Origin of the sequence: Variovorax sp. Varisp41 (assembly GCF_047325085.1) — a bacterium.
In the GTDB taxonomy this organism is placed as follows: domain Bacteria; phylum Pseudomonadota; class Gammaproteobacteria; order Burkholderiales; family Burkholderiaceae_C; genus Variovorax.
In genome coordinates, this window is sequence record NZ_CP168540.1 from 2,049,548 (window position 1) to 2,071,687 (window position 22,140).

At 68.6% G+C, this 22,140-nt stretch carries 21 protein-coding genes; 10 read left to right on the plus strand and 11 right to left on the minus strand.

Features of this window, described 5'->3' with window-relative positions:
* Positions 1 to 4: 4 nt before the first annotated feature.
* Positions 5 to 715 (minus strand): TetR/AcrR family transcriptional regulator, encoded by a 711-nt coding sequence (locus ACEN9J_RS09685; protein ID WP_413763940.1) that lies wholly within the window; start codon positions 713 to 715, stop codon positions 5 to 7.
* A gap of 209 nt (positions 716 to 924) precedes the next feature.
* Between ACEN9J_RS09685 and ACEN9J_RS09690 the strand changes: the two genes are divergently transcribed.
* From ACEN9J_RS09690 to ACEN9J_RS09715, 6 genes are all read left to right on the plus strand, one after another.
* Complete coding sequence (locus tag ACEN9J_RS09690; protein WP_057595844.1) at positions 925 to 1,818, plus strand: ABC transporter ATP-binding protein; 894 nt, start codon at positions 925 to 927, stop codon at positions 1,816 to 1,818.
* Positions 1,818 to 2,696 carry a branched-chain amino acid ABC transporter permease gene (locus tag ACEN9J_RS09695; protein WP_261213551.1) on the plus strand — a complete coding sequence of 293 codons (879 nt, stop codon included), beginning with the start codon at positions 1,818 to 1,820 and terminating at the stop codon, positions 2,694 to 2,696. The genes ACEN9J_RS09690 and ACEN9J_RS09695 overlap by 1 nt, the downstream gene beginning before the upstream one ends.
* Before the next feature lie 221 nt (positions 2,697 to 2,917).
* Positions 2,918 to 3,955: a branched-chain amino acid ABC transporter permease gene (locus tag ACEN9J_RS09700; protein ID WP_413763942.1), complete on the plus strand. Its 1,038-nt coding sequence runs from the start codon at positions 2,918 to 2,920 to the stop codon at positions 3,953 to 3,955.
* 14 nt (positions 3,956 to 3,969) lie between these two features.
* Positions 3,970 to 5,160: an ABC transporter substrate-binding protein gene (locus tag ACEN9J_RS09705; RefSeq protein ID WP_057595847.1), complete on the plus strand. Its 1,191-nt coding sequence runs from the start codon at positions 3,970 to 3,972 to the stop codon at positions 5,158 to 5,160.
* A 13-nt stretch (positions 5,161 to 5,173) separates the two neighbouring features.
* On the plus strand, positions 5,174 to 5,992 hold the full coding sequence (locus ACEN9J_RS09710; RefSeq protein ID WP_057595848.1) for an ABC transporter ATP-binding protein: 819 nt from the start codon (positions 5,174 to 5,176) through the stop codon (positions 5,990 to 5,992).
* Positions 5,989 to 7,803 (plus strand): AMP-dependent synthetase/ligase, encoded by a 1,815-nt coding sequence (locus ACEN9J_RS09715; RefSeq protein ID WP_413763943.1) that lies wholly within the window; start codon positions 5,989 to 5,991, stop codon positions 7,801 to 7,803. Before ACEN9J_RS09710 ends, ACEN9J_RS09715 begins: the two co-directional genes overlap by 4 nt.
* Before the next feature lie 78 nt (positions 7,804 to 7,881).
* On the opposite strand, the gene ACEN9J_RS09720 is transcribed toward ACEN9J_RS09715, so the two are convergent.
* Complete coding sequence (locus ACEN9J_RS09720; RefSeq protein WP_057595850.1) at positions 7,882 to 8,214, minus strand: hypothetical protein; 333 nt, start codon at positions 8,212 to 8,214, stop codon at positions 7,882 to 7,884.
* A 6-nt stretch (positions 8,215 to 8,220) separates the two neighbouring features.
* Positions 8,221 to 10,860, minus strand: coding sequence for an ATP-dependent chaperone ClpB (gene clpB / locus ACEN9J_RS09725; protein WP_057595851.1), 2,640 nt, complete (start codon positions 10,858 to 10,860; stop codon positions 8,221 to 8,223).
* A 142-nt stretch (positions 10,861 to 11,002) separates the two neighbouring features.
* Between clpB and ACEN9J_RS09730 the strand changes: the two genes are divergently transcribed.
* Positions 11,003 to 11,998 (plus strand): Bug family tripartite tricarboxylate transporter substrate binding protein, encoded by a 996-nt coding sequence (locus ACEN9J_RS09730; protein WP_057595863.1) that lies wholly within the window; start codon positions 11,003 to 11,005, stop codon positions 11,996 to 11,998.
* Between the two features lie 6 nt (positions 11,999 to 12,004).
* On the opposite strand, the gene ACEN9J_RS09735 is transcribed toward ACEN9J_RS09730, so the two are convergent.
* Entirely contained in the window at positions 12,005 to 12,484 is a 480-nt protein-coding gene (locus tag ACEN9J_RS09735) for a molybdenum cofactor biosynthesis protein MoaE (RefSeq protein ID WP_057595852.1), read from the minus strand.
* Between the two features lie 263 nt (positions 12,485 to 12,747).
* Here ACEN9J_RS09735 and ACEN9J_RS09740 point away from each other — a divergent pair, with 263 nt between their 5' ends.
* Positions 12,748 to 13,650 carry a 4-hydroxy-tetrahydrodipicolinate synthase family protein gene (locus ACEN9J_RS09740; RefSeq protein WP_413763944.1) on the plus strand — a complete coding sequence of 301 codons (903 nt, stop codon included), beginning with the start codon at positions 12,748 to 12,750 and terminating at the stop codon, positions 13,648 to 13,650.
* Here ACEN9J_RS09740 and ACEN9J_RS09745 read toward each other — a convergent pair.
* The 7 genes from ACEN9J_RS09745 to ACEN9J_RS09775 form a co-directional block, all read right to left on the minus strand.
* Positions 13,637 to 13,888 (minus strand): MoaD/ThiS family protein, encoded by a 252-nt coding sequence (locus tag ACEN9J_RS09745; protein WP_057595854.1) that lies wholly within the window; start codon positions 13,886 to 13,888, stop codon positions 13,637 to 13,639. The genes ACEN9J_RS09740 and ACEN9J_RS09745 overlap by 14 nt on opposite strands.
* A 5-nt stretch (positions 13,889 to 13,893) precedes the next feature.
* Positions 13,894 to 15,192: a gephyrin-like molybdotransferase Glp gene (gene glp, locus ACEN9J_RS09750; protein ID WP_413763945.1), complete on the minus strand. Its 1,299-nt coding sequence runs from the start codon at positions 15,190 to 15,192 to the stop codon at positions 13,894 to 13,896.
* A complete protein-coding gene (gene mobB / locus ACEN9J_RS09755; RefSeq protein ID WP_413763946.1) occupies positions 15,185 to 15,724 on the minus strand; it encodes a molybdopterin-guanine dinucleotide biosynthesis protein B in 540 nt (179 codons plus the stop codon). Before mobB ends, glp begins: the two co-directional genes overlap by 8 nt.
* Before the next feature lie 81 nt (positions 15,725 to 15,805).
* Positions 15,806 to 17,221 carry a threonine synthase gene (thrC, locus tag ACEN9J_RS09760; RefSeq protein ID WP_261213567.1) on the minus strand — a complete coding sequence of 472 codons (1,416 nt, stop codon included), beginning with the start codon at positions 17,219 to 17,221 and terminating at the stop codon, positions 15,806 to 15,808.
* The gene (locus tag ACEN9J_RS09765; protein WP_057595858.1) at positions 17,218 to 18,540 is read right to left on the minus strand and encodes a homoserine dehydrogenase; all 1,323 of its coding nucleotides are present in this window, start codon (positions 18,538 to 18,540) and stop codon (positions 17,218 to 17,220) included. Before ACEN9J_RS09765 ends, thrC begins: the two co-directional genes overlap by 4 nt.
* A gap of 14 nt (positions 18,541 to 18,554) precedes the next feature.
* Positions 18,555 to 19,592 carry a DUF1176 domain-containing protein gene (locus ACEN9J_RS09770; protein WP_413763947.1) on the minus strand — a complete coding sequence of 346 codons (1,038 nt, stop codon included), beginning with the start codon at positions 19,590 to 19,592 and terminating at the stop codon, positions 18,555 to 18,557.
* Positions 19,589 to 20,821, minus strand: coding sequence for a pyridoxal phosphate-dependent aminotransferase (locus tag ACEN9J_RS09775; RefSeq protein WP_296741431.1), 1,233 nt, complete (start codon positions 20,819 to 20,821; stop codon positions 19,589 to 19,591). The genes ACEN9J_RS09770 and ACEN9J_RS09775 overlap by 4 nt, the downstream gene beginning before the upstream one ends.
* A gap of 134 nt (positions 20,822 to 20,955) precedes the next feature.
* Between ACEN9J_RS09775 and ACEN9J_RS09780 the strand changes: the two genes are divergently transcribed.
* Both ACEN9J_RS09780 and ACEN9J_RS09785 read left to right on the plus strand, forming a co-directional pair.
* Positions 20,956 to 21,339, plus strand: a complete 384-nt coding sequence (locus ACEN9J_RS09780) for an Mth938-like domain-containing protein (RefSeq protein ID WP_057595861.1) — start codon at positions 20,956 to 20,958, stop codon at positions 21,337 to 21,339.
* A 200-nt stretch (positions 21,340 to 21,539) separates the two neighbouring features.
* Entirely contained in the window at positions 21,540 to 22,016 is a 477-nt protein-coding gene (locus tag ACEN9J_RS09785) for a peroxiredoxin (RefSeq protein ID WP_057595862.1), read from the plus strand.
* Positions 22,017 to 22,140 lie beyond the last annotated feature (124 nt).

Consider the following 22,140-nt stretch of genomic DNA (forward strand, 5'->3'; position numbering starts at 1 on the left):
AAGTTCAGGCGGCGGTCGCGCGCGGCTTGCGCCGCGCCGGTGCCACGGGCACCGGCTGCAGCACCCCGTTGAGCAGCAGCGCGATCGCCTGGTCGGCGATCTGCTCGGGCGTGAGGTCGCCGTCGCGCCGGTACCAGCGGCCGATCCAGCTCAGCGCGCCGGCCAGCATGAAGGCCGCCATCTTCGGGTCGCAGGGCGCGATCGAGCCCTCGGCGATGCCCTCGTCGATCAGGCGGCGGAACTCGTGGTCGATGCCGGCCTTGAGGCGGCGCAGCTCCTTCTTCAGCGGCTCGGGCAGCGGGTCCTCGCCGATGCGGATCACGCACTTGCCGAACTCCTCGCAGACGATGGCCGAGTAGCTGCGCATGCAGGCCATGAGCTGGTCGAGCGCGCGGCCGCCATTGCGGCGCACTTCGTCGATGCCCTCCTGCATCATGCCCAGCGCGGCGCGCACGCACTCGAGCAGGATGTCGTCCTTGCTCTTCACGTAGTAGTAGAGCGTGGGCTTGGTCACGTGCAGCCGCTCGGCGATGTCGTCGAGCGAGGTGGCATGAAAGCCGCGCTCGTTGAACAGCTGCGCCGCCGTCTGCAGCACGGCCTGGCGCTTGAGTTCGCGCTGCATCGCGCGCTGGGCCGAGGGCACCCAGGGCGATTCGTCGGCGGCCTCGGTGGAAGAGGCCTTGGCGGCGGAGGCACGGCGCTTGGTGAGGGTCATGGGGCGATCCGGGTTTGCGCGCAGGGGTAAGTCCTGATGCCGCGGCGAAGTCGCGTCTGGAAGATCGCGGACGTTACCGAGGAGTAGAAATTCTACGGGCAAGTAGCCCGCGATGCGGATGCCGGAGGAACCCTGAGGCGGCGGCGCATCGCTCACCTGCTCTTTCTCTTCTCGTTCAGAAGCCCGGACACAGGACACGACTCGACGCCATGCACGCCGACACCGAGCGCCCGCGCGCCACCTCGCCCGCCGACGGAAGCGCCGCCGCGCCCGTGCTGCGCGTGGAGGCGCTCACCTTGGCCTTCGGCGGCGTGAAGGCGCTCAGCGGCGTGGGCTTCGACGTACAGCCCGGCTCGATCACCGCGGTGATCGGCCCCAACGGCGCGGGCAAGACCTCGCTGTTCAACACGGTCTCGGGTTTCTACCGGCCGACCGCCGGCCGCGTGGTCTTCGAGGGCGCGGACATCACGCGGCTGCCGGCGCCCAGGCGCGCCGCGCTCGGGCTGGCGCGCAGCTTCCAGAACATCGCGCTGTTTCGCGGCATGACGGTGCTCGACAACATCAAGCTCGGCCGCCACGTGCACCTGAAGGCCAACGTGTTCGACGCGCTGTTCTACCTGGGCCGCGCGCGCCGCGAGGAGGCCGAGCTGCGCCGCGACATCGAGGAGCGGATCATCGACTTCCTCGAGATCGACCACATCCGCCATGCCAGCGTGGCCGCCCTGCCCTACGGCCTGCAGAAGCGCGTGGAGATGGCGCGCGCGCTCGCGATGCGCCCCAAGGTGCTGATGCTCGACGAGCCGGTGGCCGGCATGAACCGCGAGGAGACCGAGGACATGGCGCGCTTCATCCTCGACGTGCGGCGCGAATGGGGCATCACGGTGCTGATGGTGGAGCACGACATGGGGATGGTGATGGACCTGTCGGACCACGTGGTGGTGCTCAACTTCGGCCAGGTGATCGCGCAGGGCACGCCGGCGCAGGTGCAGGCCGATCCCGAGGTGGTGCGCGCCTACCTGGGCGCGGGCGACGTGGGCGAGCTGCGGCGCAGGCTGCGCGGCCAGGCGGCGGCCACTGCATCGAACGCAACGGCGGTGGCGTGATGGATTGGGCCTACTTGTTCGAGATCGCGCTGACCGGCCTGGCCGGCGGCGGGCTCTATGCACTGGCTGCGCTGGCCTTCGTGCTGGTCTACAAGGCCACGCGGGTGGTCAACATCGCGATCGGCGAGATGCTGATGATCGGCGCCTACCTGTTCTTCGCCTTCGCCGCGAGCTTCTCGCTGCCGATCTGGCTCGCGGTGCTGGGCTCGGTGCTGGGCACGGGCCTGCTGGGCGCGGTGATCGAGCGCACGATGATCCGTCCGCTGCTGGGCGAGCCGCCGATCTCGGCCTTCATGGTGACGGTGGGCCTGGCCTCGGTGCTGGTGGGCCTGGTCGAGATCGTCTGGACCGCCGACCAGCGCCGGCTGCCCGAGTTCATGCCGAGCGCGCCGGTGATGGTGGGCGAAGCCTTCCTCGCGCCCAAGGTGGCCTACGGCGCGCTCGCGGCGCTGGTGCTGATCGTGCTGGTGCTGCTGCTGTTCCGCTTCTGGCGCGGCGGCGTGGCCCTGCGTGCCACGGCGTCGGACCAGGGCGCGGCCTACATGATGGGCATCAACGTGCCGCGCGTGTTCTCGCTGGCCTGGGTGGCCTCGGCCATGATCGCGGCGGTCGCGGGGATCGTGGTCGGCGCGATCGGCGGGATCTCCTCGTCGATGGGGATCTTCGGTCTCTCGGTGCTGGTGGTGGTGATCGTGGGCGGTCTGGACAGCGTGCTCGGCGCGCTGGTGGGCGGTCTCTTCATCGGGCTGGTGGAGGCGCTGGCGGGGTCCTATCTCGGTGGCGAATACAAGCTGCTCGCGACCTTCGTGGTGCTGGTGATCGTGCTGATGATCCGGCCTTACGGGTTGTTCGGTACGCATGAGATCGAGAGGCTCTGAATGAGGGTCTCTTCTTTCACGCGATCGCTTTGTCCGGGGTGGGCTCACGCCGGTCGAACCGGCCGCACCACCGCTGCGCTTCTCGTGCACAGGATGCCGGGTGCTTCCCGCAGCGAAATCAAGGAGGAGCCCGAAGGGCGGGGGACATTCGCGGAGGGAAGTACCCGGCGTCCTGTGCACGCGCCCCGACGCATCCTCGCGCCTCATCAAAAGGTGACCCGATGCGCATAGGCACCCTCAAGCAAAGCTACATCGCCGACGCCGCGCTGTTCGATTCCCGCACCCAGAAGACCTGGCTGCTGCTAGGCGCCGCCCTGCTCGTGCTGTTCCCCTTCATGGCCAGCGATTACTGGCTCTACCTCGCCTGCCTCGTCGCCATCAACGTCGCGAGCGCCACCGGCCTCAACATCCTCACCGGCTACACCGGTCTCGTGAGCATGGGCCAGGCCGCGTTCATGGGCCTCGGTGCCTACACCGTCGCGATCTTGCAGATCCGCTTCGGCACACCCTTCCTGTTCAATCTCTTCGCGGGTGGCGTCGTGGCCATGGTGGGCGGTCTCGTCGTCGGCATTCCCTCGCTGCGGGTCAAGGGTTTGTACCTCGCCATCGCCACCATCGCGGCCTCGTTCATCACCCATTTCCTGTTCGCCAACCTCAAGCTCACCGGCGGTACCACCGGCCTGTCGCTGCCGCCCGCGCAACTCTTCGGCATCGCGCTCGACACCTCGTTCCGTTTGTACTGGCTGATCCTGCCGATCACCGTGCTGATGCTGCTGGGCGCCGCCAACCTGTTTCGCACCCGCGTGGGCCGCGCCTTCATCGCCATCCGCGATCGCGACATCTCGGCCGAAGTCTTGGGCATTCCGCTGCTGCGCTACAAGCTGCTCTCGTTCGGCCTCTCGTCGTTCTATGCCGGCGTGGCCGGCGGCCTCTGGGCCTACTTCTTCCGCGTCGTCACGCCCGAGAGCTTTCCGCTCTTGATGTCCATCTTCTTCCTCGCCGCCATCATCGTCGGCGGCATGGGCTCGATCCTCGGCGGCATCCTCGGCGCCGTCTTCATGACCATGGTGCCCGAGCTGCTCAAGCTGGTGTTCGACCTGCTGCCGGGCGGCCACGAGATGACCGTCTTCCTGTCGCCGGTGCGCACGGTCGTCTTCGGCCTGCTGATCGTCGGCTTCCTGGTGTTCGAGCCGCACGGGCTCGCCGAAGTGTGGCGGCGCATCCGCCGTTTCTTTCATCTGTGGCCTTTCAAGAACTGACAAGGAGACGAAGCATGGCATCCGACAAGAAGACCCCCGTCCTGCGCCGCCGCGAGCTCATCGTGGCCGCCGGCGCCGCGCTTGCCGCGCCGCTCGGCGCGTATGCCCAGTCGGGCGAGGACATCGTCATCGGCGGCTCGATCCCGATGACCGGCGTGTTCGCCTTCGCGGGCATCGGCATCAACGCCGGCATCGCCGACTACGTGAAGATCGTCAACGACGGCGGCGGCATCAAGGGCCGCAAGCTGCGCTACGTGCCTGAGGACACCGGCTACAAGGTCGACGTCTCGGTCGCGACCTACAAGAAGATCACCAGCCAGAACAAGGTCAACCTCTACTACGGCGACTCCACCGGCTTCTCGAAGACCATCAATCCCGAGCTCGACCGCAGCGGCCAGATCCTCATGGCCGGCGCCTCGTTCGCGACCGAGCTCAACGACCCGGCCAAGTACCCGAACCAGTTCCTGGTCGGCCCCGACTACACCGAGATGATCGGCATCCTGCTGCGCCACATCGCCAAGGAGAAGCCCGGCGCGAAGGTGGCCTTCGTCTATTCCGACTCCGAGTTCGGCCGCGATCCCATCGAGTCGAGCGAGGCCGCCGCGAAGAAGCTGGGCCTCACGGTGCCCGTCAAGATCATGACGCCCGCCGGCAGCGTCGACGTCTCGACCGAGGTCATCAAGCTGCGCCGCGCCGCGCCCGACTACACCATCTTCCACGGCTACGTGCTCGCGCCCATTCCCGAATTCGTGCAGCAGGGCAAGCAGATGGGCATGACCACCAAGTGGATGGGCACCTTCTGGACCATGGACAGCTCCACCGTCATGAAGATGGGCGAGGCCGGCGACGGTTTCATGGGCGTCATGCCCTACCGCTACTACTACGACACCTCGGCCAAGGCGCCCATGCTCGAGAAGATCCGCGCCCTGCGCCCCGAGTACCAGAGCACCGCCTACACCCAGGGCTTCCTCACCGCCATGCTGTTCACCGAGGCGGCGAAACGCACGCTCGATGCCGGCAAGCCGCTGGACGGCAAGAACCTCAAGGCCGCGCTCAACAGCATCAAGGACTTCGACACCGGCGGCCTGATCGGCGTGCCGATCACCATCAAGGGCAACTCCATCCCGGTGGGCCGCGTCTACCGCGCCGACATGAAGGCGCAGAAGATGGTGGCGGCATCCGACTGGATCTCGCTCGACAAGTGAGCGGACGGCGGCGATGAACACCGGCGGCGGCAGCCCCATCCTCGAGGTCAACAACATCGAGGTGGTCTACAACAAGGTCGTGCAGGTGCTGCGCGGCCTGTCGCTGGCCGTGCCGCGCGGGCAGATCGTGGCGCTCTTGGGCAGCAACGGCGCCGGCAAGTCGACCACGCTGAAGGCCATCTCGGGCCTGTTGCCGCTCGAGGACGGCGAGCTCGAGGCCGGGCGCATCGCCTTCGACGGCCAGCCCACCGAGCGGCTCGCGCCGCAGCAGCTGGTGCGGCGCGGCCTCGCGCACGTGATGGAGGGACGGCGCGTGTTCGAGGACCTGACGGTCGAGGAGAACCTCGTGGCCGCCACCTACGCGCGCGCCGGCCGCGGCGCGCAGGCACGCGACTTCGACGCCGTCTATGCCTACTTCCCGCGGCTGCACGAGCGGCGCCGCGGCCTCGCGGGCTACCTCTCGGGCGGCGAGCAGCAGATGCTCGCGATCGGCCGCGCGCTGGTGGCCGAGCCCCAGCTGATCCTGCTCGACGAACCCTCTCTCGGGCTCTCGCCCAAGCTGGTGGAGGAGATCTTCGGCATCATCGCGCGCATCAACGCCGAGCGCGGCGTGTCGATGCTGCTGGTGGAGCAGAACGCCAGCCTCGCGCTGGCCGTGGCCGACAGCGGCTACATCATGGAGAACGGAAAGATCGTGATCGACGGCAGCGCCGAGCGGCTCGCGGCCGACCCCGACGTGCGCGAGTTCTACCTGGGCGTCGGCGGTGCCGGCGAATCCAGGAGCTTTCGCGAGTTGAAGCACTACAAGCGGCGCAAGCGCTGGTTGTCATGACGCATTCCCTCCCCGAACGAAGCCTGCCGCAGATGCTGCGCGAGCAGGCGCGCGCGCAGGGTGCGCGCATCGCGATCCGCCAGAAGGACTTCGGCATCTGGCATCCGCTGAGTTGGGCCGACTACCACCGGCGCGCGGTCCACGTCGGCCTGGGCTTCGCGGCGCTGGGCCTGGCGCGCGGCGGCCATGTGGGCGTGATCTCGGAGAACCGCGTCGAATGGGTGCTGGCGCAGATGGGCGCGGGCCTGGTCGGCGCCGTGACCGTGGGCGTCTATCCCACCAGCCCGACCAACGAGGTGGCCTACGTGGTCGGCCATGCCGACATCGAGATCGTGGTCTGCGAGGACCAGGAGCAGGCCGACAAGGTGCTCGAGGCCATCGACGCGCTGCCGCGGCTGCGCCGCATCGTCGTGATCGAGACCAAGGGCCTCGCGAGCTACGGTGCCGAGGCGCGCGAGCGCATCCTGAGCTTCGCCGAACTCGAGGCGGCCGGCGCCGCGCTGCAGGCGCGCGAGGGCGATGCGCGCGTCGACGCCGCGCTGGCCGCGCAGTCGCTCGACGACATCGGCCTCATGATCTACACCTCGGGCTCCACCGGCGCGCCCAAGGGCGCCATGATCTCGTGGCGCAACATCCGCGGCGTGGTGCCGGGCATCGTCGAGCGGCTGCAACTCGATGCGCGCACCACCCACCTGTCGTACCTGCCGCTGTGCCATGTGGCCGAGCAGATGCTGACCAGCTTCGTGCCGCTGTACCTGGGCTCGCAGGTCAACTTCGGCGAGTCGATACGCACCGTGCAGGAGGACCTGCGCGAGGTCGCGCCGACCATGTTCCTCGGCGTGCCGCGCATCTGGGAGAAGCTGCACGCCTCCATCAGCATCAAGATGCAGGACACCGGCCGGCTGCGCCGCTCGCTCTACCGCCGCGCGCTGGCCACCTGCGCGCCGCTGGCCGAGAAGCCGCGCGCGGAGTGGACCCCGGGCGAGCGGCTGCGCTTCGGCCTGGCCTACTGGAGCGTGCTGCGCGCGCTGCAGAACTTCATCGGCCTGCGCAACGCGCGCGTCGCGCTGACCGGCGCCGCGCCGATTCCGCCCGACGTGGTGCGCTTCTTCCGCACGCTGGGCGTGCCGCTGGTCGAGGTCTACGGCCTCACCGAATCGACCGGCATGGTCAGCGGCCACCGGCTCGACCAGGTGAAGGTGGGCACGGTGGGGCCGGCCACCGAGGGCGTGGAGCACCGCGTGGGCGACCAGGGCGAGCTGCAGATCCGCGGCGAGATGGTGTTCCGTGGCTATTACAAGAACCCCGAGGCCACGGCCGCCTCGATCCGCGACGGCTGGCTGCACACCGGCGACGTGGTGGCCGAGGAAGGCGGCCAGTTGCGCATCGTCGACCGGCTCAAGGACATCATGATCACCGCGGGTGGCAAGAACCTCACGCCTTCGGAGATCGAGAACACGATGAAGGCCAGCCCCTACGTCAAGGAATGCATCGTCATCGCCGAGGGGCGCAAGTTCGTCTCGGCGCTGGTGCAGATCGACTACGAGACCGTGGGCAAATGGGCCGAAGCGCAGCGCCTGGCCTTCACCCACTTCCGTTCGCTGGTCGAGCTGCCGCGCGTGCGCGAGCTGATCGATGCCGAGCTGCAGCGCGGCAACGCGCGCCTCGCGCAGGTGGCGCAGGTGCGGCGCTTCCACCTGCTGACGAAGGAACTCGACCACGACGATGGCGAGGTCACCGCCACCATGAAGGTGCGACGCTCGAGCATCTACAAGACCTATGCAGGGGAGATCGAGGCGCTGTACGCCTGAGGATCGCCAGAAAGGAAAAGGCCGGCGCGAGGCCGGCCTTTCGTGATCTGAAAAAAACTGCAGCCGTGTTGCGGCTGCTTACTCGCCGCGCGTGGCGGGCCGTGCCTGCACGTCCGTCACGTTGCCGCCGCGCTCGCGCAGCAGCGGGCTGCGCACCGACTCGCCCCGCGCACGCGCATTGGCCACGTCGGCGGCCGAGGGTTCGGCCGGCCGGGCGGCGCTGCGGAAGCGGTCGAAGCCCGAACGCGGGTTGAAACGCATCACCCAGGGCGTCACGGGCTTGCCCGTGAGCCGCGCCCAGGCGTAGCGAACGCCCCACACCGCGGCCAGCAGCATCACGGCAACCGCCAGGCTGGCCGCGAAGACCAGGCCCAGCATCACGAGGATCACGCGAAGAATGAAGTTCATCATTCCATCTTAGGCCGAGGCTTCGGCCGCAGGTTCCCCGGTTTTTCCGGGATTTCCTGCTTTTGCGAAGTCGAACTGGCCCGGCGAGCGGATCGGGTCGGTCGTGACCTCGATCGTGTCCTTCGGCCCGAAGCTGCCGTCGAGCAGCAGCTTCGAGAGCGGATTCTCGATGCGCTGCTGGATCGCGCGCTTCAGCGGACGGGCACCGAACACCGGGTCGAAGCCGACCTTGGCGATCTCTGCCAGCGCCGCGGGCGACACCTCGAGGCCCAGGTCCATCTTCGCGAGCCGCGACTGCAGCACCTTGAGCTGGATCGCCGCGATGGCCTCGATGTTCTTCGCGTCGAGCGCATGGAACACGACCGTCTCGTCGATGCGGTTGAGGAACTCGGGGCGGAAGTAGTTCTTCAGCTCGTCCCACACCGCTTCCTTGATCTCCTCGCCCGGCTTGCCCACCATGGCCTGGATGATCGGCGAGCCGATGTTGCTGGTCATCACGATCACCGTGTTCTTGAAGTCCACGGTGCGGCCCTGGCCATCGGTCAGGCGGCCATCGTCGAGCACCTGCAGCAGCACGTTGAACACGTCAGGATGCGCCTTCTCGACCTCATCGAGCAGCACCACGCTGTAGGGCTTGCGGCGCACGGCTTCCGTCAGGTAGCCGCCCTCCTCGTAGCCCACGTAGCCGGGCGGCGCGCCGATCAGGCGGGCCACCGAGTGCTTCTCCATGAACTCGCTCATGTCGATGCGGATCAGGTGATCCTCGCTGTCGAACAGGAAGCCCGCGAGCGCCTTGCAGAGCTCGGTCTTGCCCACGCCCGTGGGGCCGAGGAACAGGAACGAGCCCGTGGGCCGGTTCGGATCGGACAGGCCCGAGCGCGAGCGGCGGATCGCATTGGCGACCGCGCCGATGGCCTCGTCCTGGCCCACCACGCGCTCATGCAGCTTGTCTTCCATCACGAGCAGCTTGTCGCGCTCGCCCTGCATCAGCTTGGCGACCGGGATGCCGGTGGCGCGCGCCACGACCTCGGCGATCTCTTCCGCGCCGACCTGGGTGCGCAGCAGCGTGGGCGCGCTCGACTTGCCCTTGTTGGCTTCGCTGTCCTCGGCTTCCTTCAGGCGCTTCTCGAGCGCCGGCAACTGGCCGTACTGCAGCTCGGCGACCTTGTTGAAGTCGCCCTTGCGCTTCCATTCCTCGATCTGGAACTTGATCTTGTCGACCTCCTCGCGCACGTGCGCGCTGCCCTGGGCCTGGGCCTTCTCGGCCTGCCAGATCTCGTCGTAGTCGGCGATCTCCTTCTGCAGCTTGGCGATCTCGTCCTCGATCAGGCCGAAGCGCTTCTGCGAGGCCTCGTCCTTCTCGCGACGCACGGCCTCGCGCTCGATCTGCAGCTGGATCAGCCGGCGGTCGAGGCGGTCCATCACCTCGGGCTTGGAGTCCATCTCGATCTTGATCTTGGCCGCGGCCTCGTCGATCAGGTCGATCGCCTTGTCGGGCAGGAAGCGGTCGGTGACGTAGCGGTCGGAGAGCTCGGCCGCGGCCACGATGGCCGGGTCGGTGATCTGCACGCCGTGGTGCACCTCGTACTTCTCCTGCAGGCCGCGCAGGATCGCGATGGTGGCCTCGACGCTGGGCTCGCCCACGAGGATCTTCTGGAAACGGCGCTCGAGCGCGGCGTCCTTCTCGATGTACTTGCGGTATTCGTCGAGCGTGGTGGCGCCCACGCAGTGCAGCTCGCCGCGCGCGAGCGCGGGCTTGAGCATGTTGCCCGCGTCCATCGCGCCCTCGGCCTTGCCGGCGCCGACCATGGTGTGGAGCTCGTCGATGAAGACGATGGTCTGGCCCTCGTCCTTCGCGAGTTCGTTGAGCACGGTCTTGAGCCGCTCCTCGAACTCGCCGCGGAACTTGGCGCCCGCGAGCAGCGCGGCCATGTCGAGCGACAGTACGCGCTTGCCCTTGAGCGAATCGGGCACCTCGCCCGCGACGATGCGCTGCGCGAGGCCTTCGACGATGGCGGTCTTGCCCACGCCGGGTTCGCCGATCAACACGGGATTGTTCTTGGTGCGGCGCTGCAGCACCTGGATCGCGCGGCGGATCTCCTCGTCGCGGCCGATGACCGGGTCGAGCTTGCCCAGGCGCGCGCGCTCGGTGAGGTCGAGCGTGTATTTCTTGAGCGCCTCGCGCTGGCCTTCGGCATCGGCGCTGTTCACGCCCTGGCCGCCGCGCACCGCGTCGATCGCGGACTCGAGCGATTTGCGCGAGAGGCCGTTCTCCTTGGCGATCCGGCCGATGTCGCTCTTGCTGTCGGCCACGGCCAAAAGGAAGAGTTCGCCCGCGATGAACTGGTCGTTGCGCTTGAGGGCTTCCTTCTCGGTTGCCTGCAGCAGCTTCCCGAGCTCGGGGCCGACCTGCACGATGTCATGGCCCTGCACCTGGGGCAGCTTCTTGATGGCCGCCTCGGCGGCTTGTGCGAGGCCGGGCACGTTGACCCCGGCGCGCTCGAGCAGCGCGCGCGGGCCGTCGTCCTGGCGCAGCATCGCGGCCAGCAGGTGGGCCGGCTCGATATAGGCGTTGTCGCTGCCGAGGGCGAGCGACTGGGCGTCGCCCAGTGCTTCCTGGAACTTGGTGGTGAGTTTGTCTTGTCGCATGGTGGTATTCCTGCATCCAAAATAGGGCTGTTCGGGCACGATTCAAGGTTGCGGGCCGGGCCCGCGCGACGGGCACGGCTATTGCACGATGCCCGCACCCTCCCGCCCGTAGGCATTTCTCTCTTCTCGAATGGAGTCGATCATGGTTTTTTCAATGCAGCGCGTCCAACCGGTGCGCCGCGCGCTCGGCGTGGGCCTCTTCGCGGCTGCCCTGGGCATGGCCGGGCTGGCACAGGCCCAGAGCGGCACGCCGATCCGCATCCTGGTCGGCTTCCCGGCCGGGGCCGGCACCGACGCGATCGCGCGCACGCTGGGCGAGAAGCTCAAGGACGAGCTCGGCGCGCCGGTGGTGGTCGAGAACCGCGCGGGCGCGGGCGGCCAGATCGCGGCGCAGGTGCTGAAGTCCTCGCCGGCCGATGGCCACACGCTGTTCCTCTCGCACGACCACACGATCTCGATCCTGCCGCAGGTGGTCAAGAACCCGGGCTTCAATCCCGCCACCGACTTCGTGCCCGTGGCCGGCTTCGCGACCTTCGCCAACGTGCTCGCGGTCTCGGGCGGCACGCCGGCCAAGAGCATCGACGAGTACGTCAAGTGGGTGCGCACGCAGAAGGGCGGCAAGGAGACCATCGGCATCCCGGCGCCGGCCTCGATCCCCGAGTTCCTCGTGAAGATGATCTCGGACAAGTACAAGATCGACGTGCAGCCCGCACCCTACCGCGGCAGCGCGCCGATGACGGCCGACATGCTGGGCAACCAGATCACGGCCGGCATCGCCTCGGTGCCCGACTTCATCGAGAACCACAAGGCCGGCAAGCTGCGCATCGTGGCCTCGATCGGCGCCAAGCGTCAGGCGCTGCTGCCCAACGTGCCGACCTTCACCGAGCTGGGCTTCGCGAACCTCGAGGACCTGCCCTACTACGGCATCTTCGCGCCCGTGGGCACGCCGCAGCCAATCATCGACAAGTACGGTGCGGCGCTGCAGAAGGTGCTGGCCATGCCCGACGTGAAGCAGAAGCTCACCACGCTGGGCCTGACGGTCGGCTACGAGCCGCAGGGCCAGTTCGCGGGCCGCGTGCGCAGCTACACGCAGACCTGGGAACGGATCATCCAGTCGAGCGGCTTCAAGCCTCTGTGAGCGCGCTCAGGCGTTCGACGCGCTGATGCCCCAGCGCGCGAGTGCCGCGTCGTCCGCGACGCGCGCATCGACCCAGCGGGCGCCCTCGGGCGTCTGCTCCTTCTTCCAGAACGGCGCCTGGGTCTTGAGGTAGTCCATCAGGAACTCGCAGGCCTGGAAGCTCTCGCCGCGGTGCGCCGAGGCCACCGCCACCATCATGATCTGATCGAGCGGCTGCAGCAGGCCCACGCGGTGGACCACGCGCACGCCGAGGATGTCGAAGCGCTCGTGGGCTTCGTCGATCATGGCCTCGATCGATTTCTCGGTCATGCCGGGGTAGTGCTCGAGCTCCATCGACGCGACATCGGCGCCGTCGTTGCGATCACGCACGGTGCCGATGAAGCTGCAGACCGCGCCGATGCGCGCGTCGCTCGCGCGCAGGGCTGCGACTTCGGCGCCGAGATCGAAATCGGCCGTCTGGATGGTGACGCGTTGCGGGAATGCCATGCGCAAATTGTGGCACCGCGGCGCGCGCGGCTAAACTCCAGCCCCATGTTCGCCCTGACCGCACGTTCGCCCGCGCCTTCGACCGAAGGCACGAACGGCGCGCGCCTGGGCGGCAAAGCCAAAAAACCAAAGCTCGTCTGACCGGAGCTTCGGTTCCGTCGTCGGATGAGCGACGGAACCGGCACAGGCACTGGCCCCGCATGGGTTGCGCGCGCATCGGACGATGGTTCCTTCCATCGGTCGATCGTCGAAAGGACGCCCGCGTGCCCGCCAACCATTCCTCCTCCGCAACCGCCGCTCCCGATTTCTCGGGCCTGTGGATTCCCCTCGTGACGCCGTTTCGCGACGGCGCGCTCGACCATGCGGCGCTGGCCGCGCTCACGCGCCGCCTGGCCGCCGATGGCGTGGCCGGCTTCGTGGTCTGCGGCTCCACCGGCGAGGCCGCGGCGCTCGACGAGGCCGAGCAGCTCGCCGCGCTCGACACGGTGGCCGAGGCCGCGGGCGGCCTGCCGCTGGTCATGGGCCTCTCGGGCTACCACCTGGGCAAGACCACGGCCTGGGCGCGCCGGCTCGCGCAGCGCCCGCTCGCGGGCCTGCTGGTGCCGGCGCCGCATTACATCCGGCCCTCGCAGGCCGGCCTGCTCGAATGGTTCGGCGCCATCGCCGAGGCCAGCGCCGCGCCGCTGCTGATCTACGACATCCCCTACCGCACCGGTGCCACGATCGCGCGCGACACCCTGCTGACGCTGGCCGCCAACCCGCGCATCCGCGGCATCAAGGACTGCGGCGGCGACGCGGGCAAGACCCGCGCCGTGATCGCCGACGGCCGGCTGCAGGTGCTCGCGGGCGAGGACGGCCAGATCTTCGGCACCGTGGCCGAGGGCGGCGTGGGCGCGATCGCGGCCAGCGGCCATGTGCAGACGGCGCGCTTCGTGCGGCTGATCGCACTGCTGCGCGAGGGCCGGCTGGCCGAGGCGCGCGCGCTGTGGCAGCCGCTGCAGCCGCTGGTCGAGGGCCTGTTCGCGGAGGCCAATCCGGGCCCGCTGAAGGCCCTGCTGGCGCACCAGGGCGCGCTGCGCGACGAACTGCGCTCGCCGATGACGCGCGCCTCGGACGCGCTGCGCGAGCGCCTGGTGGCGCTCGACGCGGCCCTCAGCCGCCCGTGACGGGCGGGAAGAACGCGACCTCGCAGCCTTCGTGCGGGGCCGCGGCCTCGTCGCTCATGGTGTGGTCGAGCGCCATGCGCAGCGCGCGGCCGCGCGCGAGCACCGTGGCGTAGGCGCCGCCGCGCGCGATCAGCTCGTCGCGCAGCGCGGCCAGCGTGGGCGCCGCGGTGTCGATGGTTTCGTCGCTCTTGCCGAGCGCTTCGCGCACCGAGGCGAAATAACGGAGATGGACCTTCATGCGCGTCAGGACAGCAGGGCTGCGAGGGGAATGAATTCGACCGGATCGCCGGCCCGGATGGTCTGGCCCGAGGGGTTGTCGACCAGCCCGTCGCCCCAGACCATCGAGGTCAGCACGCCCGAGCTCTGGTTGCCGAACAGGTCGAGCCCGCCCTGGGCATTGCGGCGCGCGCGCAGGAACTCGCGGCGCTTGTCGGCGCGCGGCCAGTCGAAATCGGCGCGCATGCGCACCGGCTCGGGCGTGACGCGGCTGGCGCCCTGCAGGGTCAGCAGGAAGGGCCGCACCAGCATCAGGAAGGTCAGGAAGCTCGACACCGGGTTGCCGGGCAGCCCGGTGACGTGGCAGTGGCCCTGCGCGTCGCCCCGGCCCGAGCGCGGGATCGAACCGTAGGCGAAGGGCTTGCCGGGCTTCATCGAGAGCGACCAGAGATCGATCTCGCCGAGCGCCTGCAGCGCGGCGCGGATGTGGTCCTCCTCGCCGACCGACACGCCGCCGGTGGTGATGATCAGGTCGTTATGCTCGGCCGCCTCGCGCAGCGCCTCGACGGTGGCCTCACGCCGGTCGGGCACGATGCCGAGGTCGTGCACCTCGCAGCCCAGCCGGTGCAGCAGCGCGCGCATGAAGAAGCGGTTGGAGTTGTAGATCGCGCCGGGCTTCATCGCCGCGGGCGCGACCTCGCCGGGCATCACGAGTTCGTCGCCGGTGGACAGCAGCGCCACGCGCGGCTTGCGCGCCACCGGCAGCCGGTCGAAGCCGATGCTGGCCGCCAGCCCCAGCGCGGCGGGCGTGAGGCGCTCGCCCTTGCGCAGCACCACGTCGCTGGACGCCACGTCCTCGCCGGCGCGGCGAATCCACTGGCCGGCCGCGGGCACGATCTCGACGCGCACGCTGCCCAGGCCGCCCTCCTCCGCGATGGCGGCGGTGTCTTCCTGCATCACGACCGCGTCGGCGCCCTCGGGAATCTGCGCGCCGGTGAAGATCCGTGCCGCGGTGCCGGGCAGGAGCGGCGTGCCGACCGTGCCGGCGGGAATGCGCTGCGCCACCTTCAGCAGCGCACCGGGCGCGGCGCAGTCGGCCACGCGCAGCGCATAACCGTCCATCGCGCTGTTGTCGCGCGGCGGCACGGTGAGGCCGGCCACGAGATCCTCGGCCAGCACGCGGCCGTCGGCATCGAAGGTGCTGACCAGCTCGGACGACAGCGCCGGCCGGGCCTTGGCGAGCAATTGGGCGATCGCGTCGTCGAGCGGCAGCAGCGGCGGCCGGCGCGAGGAGGCGGCGAAGGGAACAGCGGAAGAGTCAGCCATGGTGCTCGGGGTTGTAGTCGAAGCGCTCGCCGCTGTCGACCAGCCAGCGCGCGATGGCCTCGGCGTCGTCGAGGTCGAACACCGGCCGCTCGGTGGGCACCAGCAGCGCGCCCTTGGCGGCGATCGCGACGACGAAGGGATCCTCGGGATAGAGCGAGGGCCGCGGCGCCTCGTCCTGCGCGGTGGGGCGCCAGACCTCGATCTTGAGCAGGTCGCTGTGGCGGAAGCCCTCGACCAGCACCCAGTCGGCGCCGCTGTAGAGCTCGGCGATCAGCTGGTGCACGTCGAGCTCGACCGGCGTCTCGAACTCGCGCATCAGCGCCAGCCGCCGGTCGGAGGCGACCACCACCTCGAAGGCACCGGCCTCGCGGTGGCGCCAGGTGTCCTTGCCTGGGTGGTCGATGTCGAACTTGTGGTGCGCGTGCTTCACCACCGACACGCGCAGTCCGGCGCGCTTGAGCACGGGAATCAGCCGCTCGACCAGCGTGGTCTTGCCGGCGCCCGAGTAACCGGCGAAGCCGACCACTTTCATCCGATGTCTCCGATGCTATTCAGGGGATAGCTTTGAATACCGAGCGGGGCGGCCGCTCGGCCACCCCTTCGTGTCGATCGCTCAGTCGCAGTGTTCAGCGATGTAGGCCTTCACCGCTTCGGCATCGGCCGGCAGCTTGACCACGCGCTTGGGCAGCGCTTCGATGCCCTCGAACTTCGCGGGCCGCGCGGGCTCCTCGCCGAGCGCCTCGACCAGTGTGGCCGCGAACTTGATCGGCAGCGCGGTCTCGAGCACCACCATCGGCACGCCCGGCGCCAGGTGCGCGCGCGCGGCCTTGAGGCCGTCGGCGGTGTGCGGGTCGACCAGCGTGGCGAAGCGCTTCTCGGTGTCGCGGATGGTCGCGAGGCGGTCGGCGTGCGTGCTGCGGCCGCTGCGGAAGCCGAAGCGCGACGCGGCCTGCGCGAAGGCGGGATCGGCGCTCAGGTCGAAGAAGCCCTGGCGGTTCAGGTCGTCGACGAACAGCCCGCGCAGCTTGCCGCTGTCGCGGCCGACCAGGTCGAACACGAAGCGCTCGAAGTTGCTGGCCTTGCTGATGTCCATCGACGGGCTCGAGGTCTCGTGGGTGTCGGCGGCGCCGCGCACGCGGTAGACACCGGTGCGGAAGAACTCGTCGAGCACGTCGTTCTCGTTGGTGGCGGCCACCAGCGTATGGATCGGCAGGCCCATCATGCGCGCCACGTGGCCGGCGCAGATGTTGCCGAAGTTGCCCGAGGGCACGGTGAAGCTCACCGGCTGCTCGTTGCTCGCCGTGGCCTGGAAGTAGCCCGCGAAGTAGTAGACCACCTGCGCCAGCAGCCGCGCCCAGTTGATCGAATTGACGGTGCCGATGCGGTACTTGCGCTTGAAGGCCAGGTCGTTCGAGACCGCCTTCACGATGTCCTGGCAGTCGTCGAACACGCCCGCGATGGCGATGTTGTGGATGTTCTCGTCCTGCAGGCTGAACATCTGCGCCTGCTGGAACGGGCTCATGCGGCCGTCGGGCGAGGTCATGAAGACGCGCACGCCCTTCTTGCCGCGCATCGCGTACTCGGCCGCGCTGCCGGTGTCGCCGCTGGTGGCGCCCAGGATGTTGAGCTCGGCGCCGCGGCGGGCCAGTTCGTACTCGAACAGGTTGCCCAGCAGCTGCATCGCCATGTCCTTGAAGGCCAGCGTGGGGCCGTTGGACAGGGCTTCGAGGTAGACGCCGTCCTCGAGCTCGCGCAGCGGCACGATCTCGTCGCTGCCGAAGACCTCGGCGGTGTAGGTCTTCGCGCAGAGCGCCTTCAGGTCGGCCGGCGGAATGTCGTCGATGTAGAGCGACAGGATCTCGAAGGCCAGCTCGGCATAGGACAGCGAACGCCACTTCGCGAGCGTGGCGGCATCGACCTGCGGATAGCGCTCGGGCAGGTAGAGGCCGCCGTCGGGCGCGAGGCCCTCGAGCAGGATTTCGCAGAAGCGCTTGCGGTCGGGATGGCCGCGGGTGCTCAGGTAGTTCACTTCAACTCTTCCTTGCGGATGCGCACGATGGGCTCGAGCACCGTCGGCAGCGCCTGCAGCTCGGCCATGACTTCGTCGACCGTGCCTTCGCGCGCGTCGTGCGTGAGGATGATCAGGTCGGTCTGGGTCGAGCCCTCGCCGCCGACCTCGTCGGCTTCGCGCTGCAGCACGGCGTCGATGCTGATGCCGGCGGTCGCGAGCAGGCCCGTGACCTTGGCCAGCACGCCGGCCTGGTCGGCCACGCGCAGGCGCAGGTAGTAGCTGGTGACCACCTCGGCCATCGGCAGCACCTGCAGGTCGCTCAGCGCATCGGGATGGAAGGCCAGGTGCGGCACGCGGTGCGCGGCATCGGCCGTGTGCAGGCGCGTGATGTCGACCAGGTCGGCGATCACCGCGCTCGCGGTGGGCTCGCTGCCCGCGCCCTTGCCGTAGTAGAGCGTGGTGCCGACGGCATCGCCGTGCACCACCACGGCGTTCATCGCGCCCTCGACGTTGGCCAGCAGGCGCTTGCTCGGCACCAGCGAGGGATGCACGCGCAGCTCGATGCCCTTGGCGGTGCGCTTGGTCACGCCCAGCAGCTTGATGCGGTAGCCGAGCTGCTCGGCGTACTTGATGTCCTGCGCGGCCAGCTTGGTGATGCCCTCGATGTGGGCCTTGTCGAACTGAACCGGGATGCCGAAGGCCAGCGCGCTCATCAGCGTGACCTTGTGGCCGGCGTCGACGCCCTCGATGTCGAAGGTGGGATCGGCTTCGGCGTAGCCCAGGCGCTGCGCCTCCTTGAGCACGGTCGCGAAGTCCAGGCCCTTGTCGCGCATCTCCGAAAGGATGAAGTTGGTGGTGCCGTTGATGATGCCGGCCAGCCACTGGATGCTGTTGGCCGTGAGGCCTTCGCGCAGCGCCTTGATGATCGGGATGCCGCCGGCCACCGCGGCCTCGAAGGCCACCATCACGCCCTTGGCATGCGCGGCCGCGAAGATCTCGGTGCCGTGCACCGCGAGCAGTGCCTTGTTGGCCGTGACCACGTGCTTGCCGGCCGCGATGGCCTCGAGCACGAGCTGCTTCGCGATGCCGTAGCCGCCGATCAGCTCGATCACGATGTCGATGTCGGGATTGGCGATGACCTCGCGCGCGTCGCCGACCACCTTGACGCCGTCGCCGGCCACTTCGCGGGCGCGCGCGGTGTCGAGGTCGGCCACCATGGTGATCTCGATGCCGCGGCCGGCGCGGCGCTTGATTTCCTCCTGGTTGCGCTGGAGCACCTTGAAGGTACCGCTGCCGACCGTGCCTGCGCCGAGCAGGCCTACTTGGATGGGTTTCATGGGGAGAGTCGCGTTCATGGTTTGGATGGGGTGGTGGACGGCGCGGCGCTCACGACGCGGCTGACGTAGCGCGGCAGCGACCAGGCGCCGCCGGCGAAGCCGCGGCACATCTGGTCGCTCTCGGCGGCCGTGCGCACGAAGCCCTGACCGTCGAAATGCCAGGTCTCGCTGGACCAGCAGTCGCCGATGCCGCGGCCCTTGAAGCTGGAGGTGATGCTGGCGTCCTTGTCGTCGTACTCGCCGTTGGCCTCGAGCGAGACCGGCGCATAGGGCGGCTTGTCGTTGGCGAGCCATTGCAGGCTGGAGTAGTTGTAGGCGCCCATGCCGCAGCCCAGCGACAGCAGCACCCTGGTGCCGGTGAGGCGATGCACCTCGAGCGACTTCGGGTCGACCTTGTCGCTGTTGTTGCAGTACTCGATGGCCTTCTTGAGGTCGAGCGAGGGAAAGATGCGCGCGGCCAGCGCGTCGTCGCCCGGCTTCGGCTTCGCGGGCTGGACCGCGCGCACGACCGGCGCGGGCACGGCCGCCGGCACCGTCGATTCGGCCTTGCCGCCGGGGCGCACCAGCGCGCCGGGGGTGTCGATGCGGCCCTGGGCCTCGTCCATCTTGAGCAGCACGGCGTTCAGGCCCGAGAGCGAGAGCTGCCATTCGCGGCCGCCGCCGGCCGTGAGCCTGGCGCTGTCGGCCTTGAGCAGCTCGGGCAGCACGGTGCGGATCTGGGCGGCGTCGAGGCTCGGGGCATCGTTTTTCAGGCCCGGCACCACGGCCTTGCCGACCGTCAGGCGCAGCGGACCCTTGACGTCGTCGGCGCCGATCTGCAGGTCGATCTCGAGCGCGGTGCCCGGCCCGGCGGGACGCGTGATGCGCATCGAGACCGGTTCGTTGGCGCCGGTCTCGGACTGGTAACCGGCCGCGCGGCAGGTGCGCGTGTTGTCGCAGGCCAGTTCCCAGTCGTTGTGCGTGAAGGACACCGGCGCCTTGGCGGCGGGCCCGGCGGCCGAGGCGGACAACGCGGCGAGCGACAGGGCCGCGGCGGCGCAGGCGGCGTTCATGACTCCGTCTTGCGGCGCAGGCGGTACTGCTCCAGGAACTTCGCGATGCGGTTGATCGCCTCGCGCAGGTCGTCCTCGTGGGGCAGGAACACGATCCGGAAGTGGTCGGGCGTGGCCCAGTTGAAGCCGGTGCCCTGCACCAGCATCACGCGGGTCTCCTTCAGCAGCTCGAGGAAGAACTGGCGGTCGTCCGCGATCGGGTAGACCTTCGGGTCGAGCTTCGGGAACATGTAGAGCGCGGCGCTGGGCTTGACGCAGCTCACGCCGGGGATCGCGGTGATCAGCTCGTAGGCCAGGTCGCGCTGGCGGCGCAGCCGGCCGCCCTCGCCCACCAGTTCGTTGATGCTCTGGTAGCCGCCGAGCGCGGTCTGGATCGCCCACTGGCCGGGCACGTTGGCGCACAGCCGCATGTTCGAGAGCATGTTCAGGCCCTCGATGTAGTCGCGCGCGGCGCGCTTGTCGCCCGACACCACGAGCCAGCCGGCGCGGTAGCCGCAGGAACGGTAGCTCTTGGACAGCGAGTTGAAGGTCAGCGTGAGCACGTCGGTCGACAGGCTGGCGATCGCCGTGTGCTTGACGTCGTCGTAGAGCACCTTGTCGTAGACCTCGTCGGCGAAGATCACGAGGCCGTGCTCCCGCGCGATCTCGACGATGCTCTTGAGCAGCGCGTCGGAATACAGCGCGCCGGTGGGGTTGTTCGGGTTGATGACCACGATGCCCTTGGTGCGCGGCGTGATCTTGGCGCGGATGTCCGCCAGGTCGGGCATCCAGCCGTTGGCCTCGTCGCACAGGTAGTGCACCGGCGTGCCGCCCGACAGGCTGGTGGAGGCGGTCCACAGCGGATAGTCGGGGGCCGGCAGCAGCAGCTCGTCGCCGTCGTCGAGCAGCGCGTTGGTCGACATGGCGATCAGCTCGCTGGCGCCGTTGCCCAGGTAGATATCGTCGAGGGTGACGCCCGTGATGCCCTGCTTCTGCGTCTCGTGCATCACCGCCTTGCGCGCGGCGAAGACGCCCTTGCTGTCCGAATAGCCGGCCGAGGTGGGCAGGTTGCGGATCATGTCCTGCTGGATTTCCTCGGGCGCATCGAAGCCGAACACGGCGAGATTGCCGATGTTGAGCTTGATGATCTTCTGGCCGTCCTCCTCCATCTGCTTCGCCGCGTCCATGATCGGACCGCGAATGTCATAGAGCACGTTGGCCAGCTTGGCCGATTTCTTGAGCTGCTTCAAAGGGCCCTCCCGGGCGCGGTTCATGCAAGAAAGTTGCGAAGACTGCGGGAAACGCCGTGCGGCCCGCAAAGGCCCTGGCGAGCCTCGTGTCACTAGGGAAAACCTATAATTTGACCACAGTTCCCAGTGCCCCGATGAAGCTCCAGCCCGACAAATCCGACACCCAGACCCTCACCGCGCACGGCCCGGGCTGGGTCGCCATCAACAACGAAAAGGTCGAGGGCAGCGTGGTCGTCGGCTCGCGCGGCGAGCGCTTCGAATGGAACTGCAGCCGCTTCGACGAACTGGGCCCCGAGCACTTCGCCCAGCTGGCCGCGCTGGGCGCCGAACTGATCATCTTCGGCAGCGGGGGGCGCATCCGCTTCCCGCAGCCCGCCTGGATCAAGCCCCTGATGGCCCAGCGCACCGGCGTGGAGACCATGGACACCCCCGCGGCCTGCCGCACCTACAACATCCTGGCCGGCGAAGGCCGGCACGTGGTCGCTGCCCTGCTGGTCGAGCGGCCCGAGGGTGGCTGAGAGAGGGGTTTTCGGGGTAAAATCTCGGGTTGCGAACCGCCTGGCGCGCTCCTTTTGGGGCCTACCGGGCACCCAGAGTTAGCAACGACCAATCTTCCATCAACCGAGGACCCGAGATTTTGGCGAGCGGCACCGAAAGGCGCCTTGCGCTCGACACAGGCAGGCTCGGGTAGTGGAAACAAACGGAGAAAACAAGTTTCATGGCGATCGTTGTCAACAAACCCATTCCCGAATTCGACGCCAACGCCACCGGTGGCCTCAAGGTCTCGAATACTTCGCACCTCGGCCACGTCCTGGTCCTGTATTTTTACCCGAAAGATAACACTCCGGGGTGCACGACCGAAGCCATGCAATTCCGCGATCGCTACAAGGACTTCGAAAAGGCCGGTGCCACGGTGTTCGGCGTCTCGCGCGACAACATGAAGTCGCACGACGAATTCAAGGCCAAGCTCGAACTGCCGTTCGAACTGATCGCCGACACCGAAGAGAAGATGTGCCACATGTTCGGCGTGGTCAAGAACAAGATCATGTACGGCAAGAAGGTCAAGGGCATCGAGCGCAGCACCTTCCTGATCGGCGCCGACGGCATCCTGAAGGCCGAATGGCGCGGCCTCAAGGTGCCGGGCCACGTCGACGAAGTCCTCAAGGCCGTCAAGACCCTGAAGAAGCCGGCCTGAGGCTTCCGGGCCTGCCCGATCGAAGGTTTCAGCCGCGTGTCAGGCGTGCGCAATTGCGCTCTCGCGTGGGGAATGTCCAACGAACGGCGTAAAGTGGCGCCGACGCCCCAGAGGCGGTGTGCAT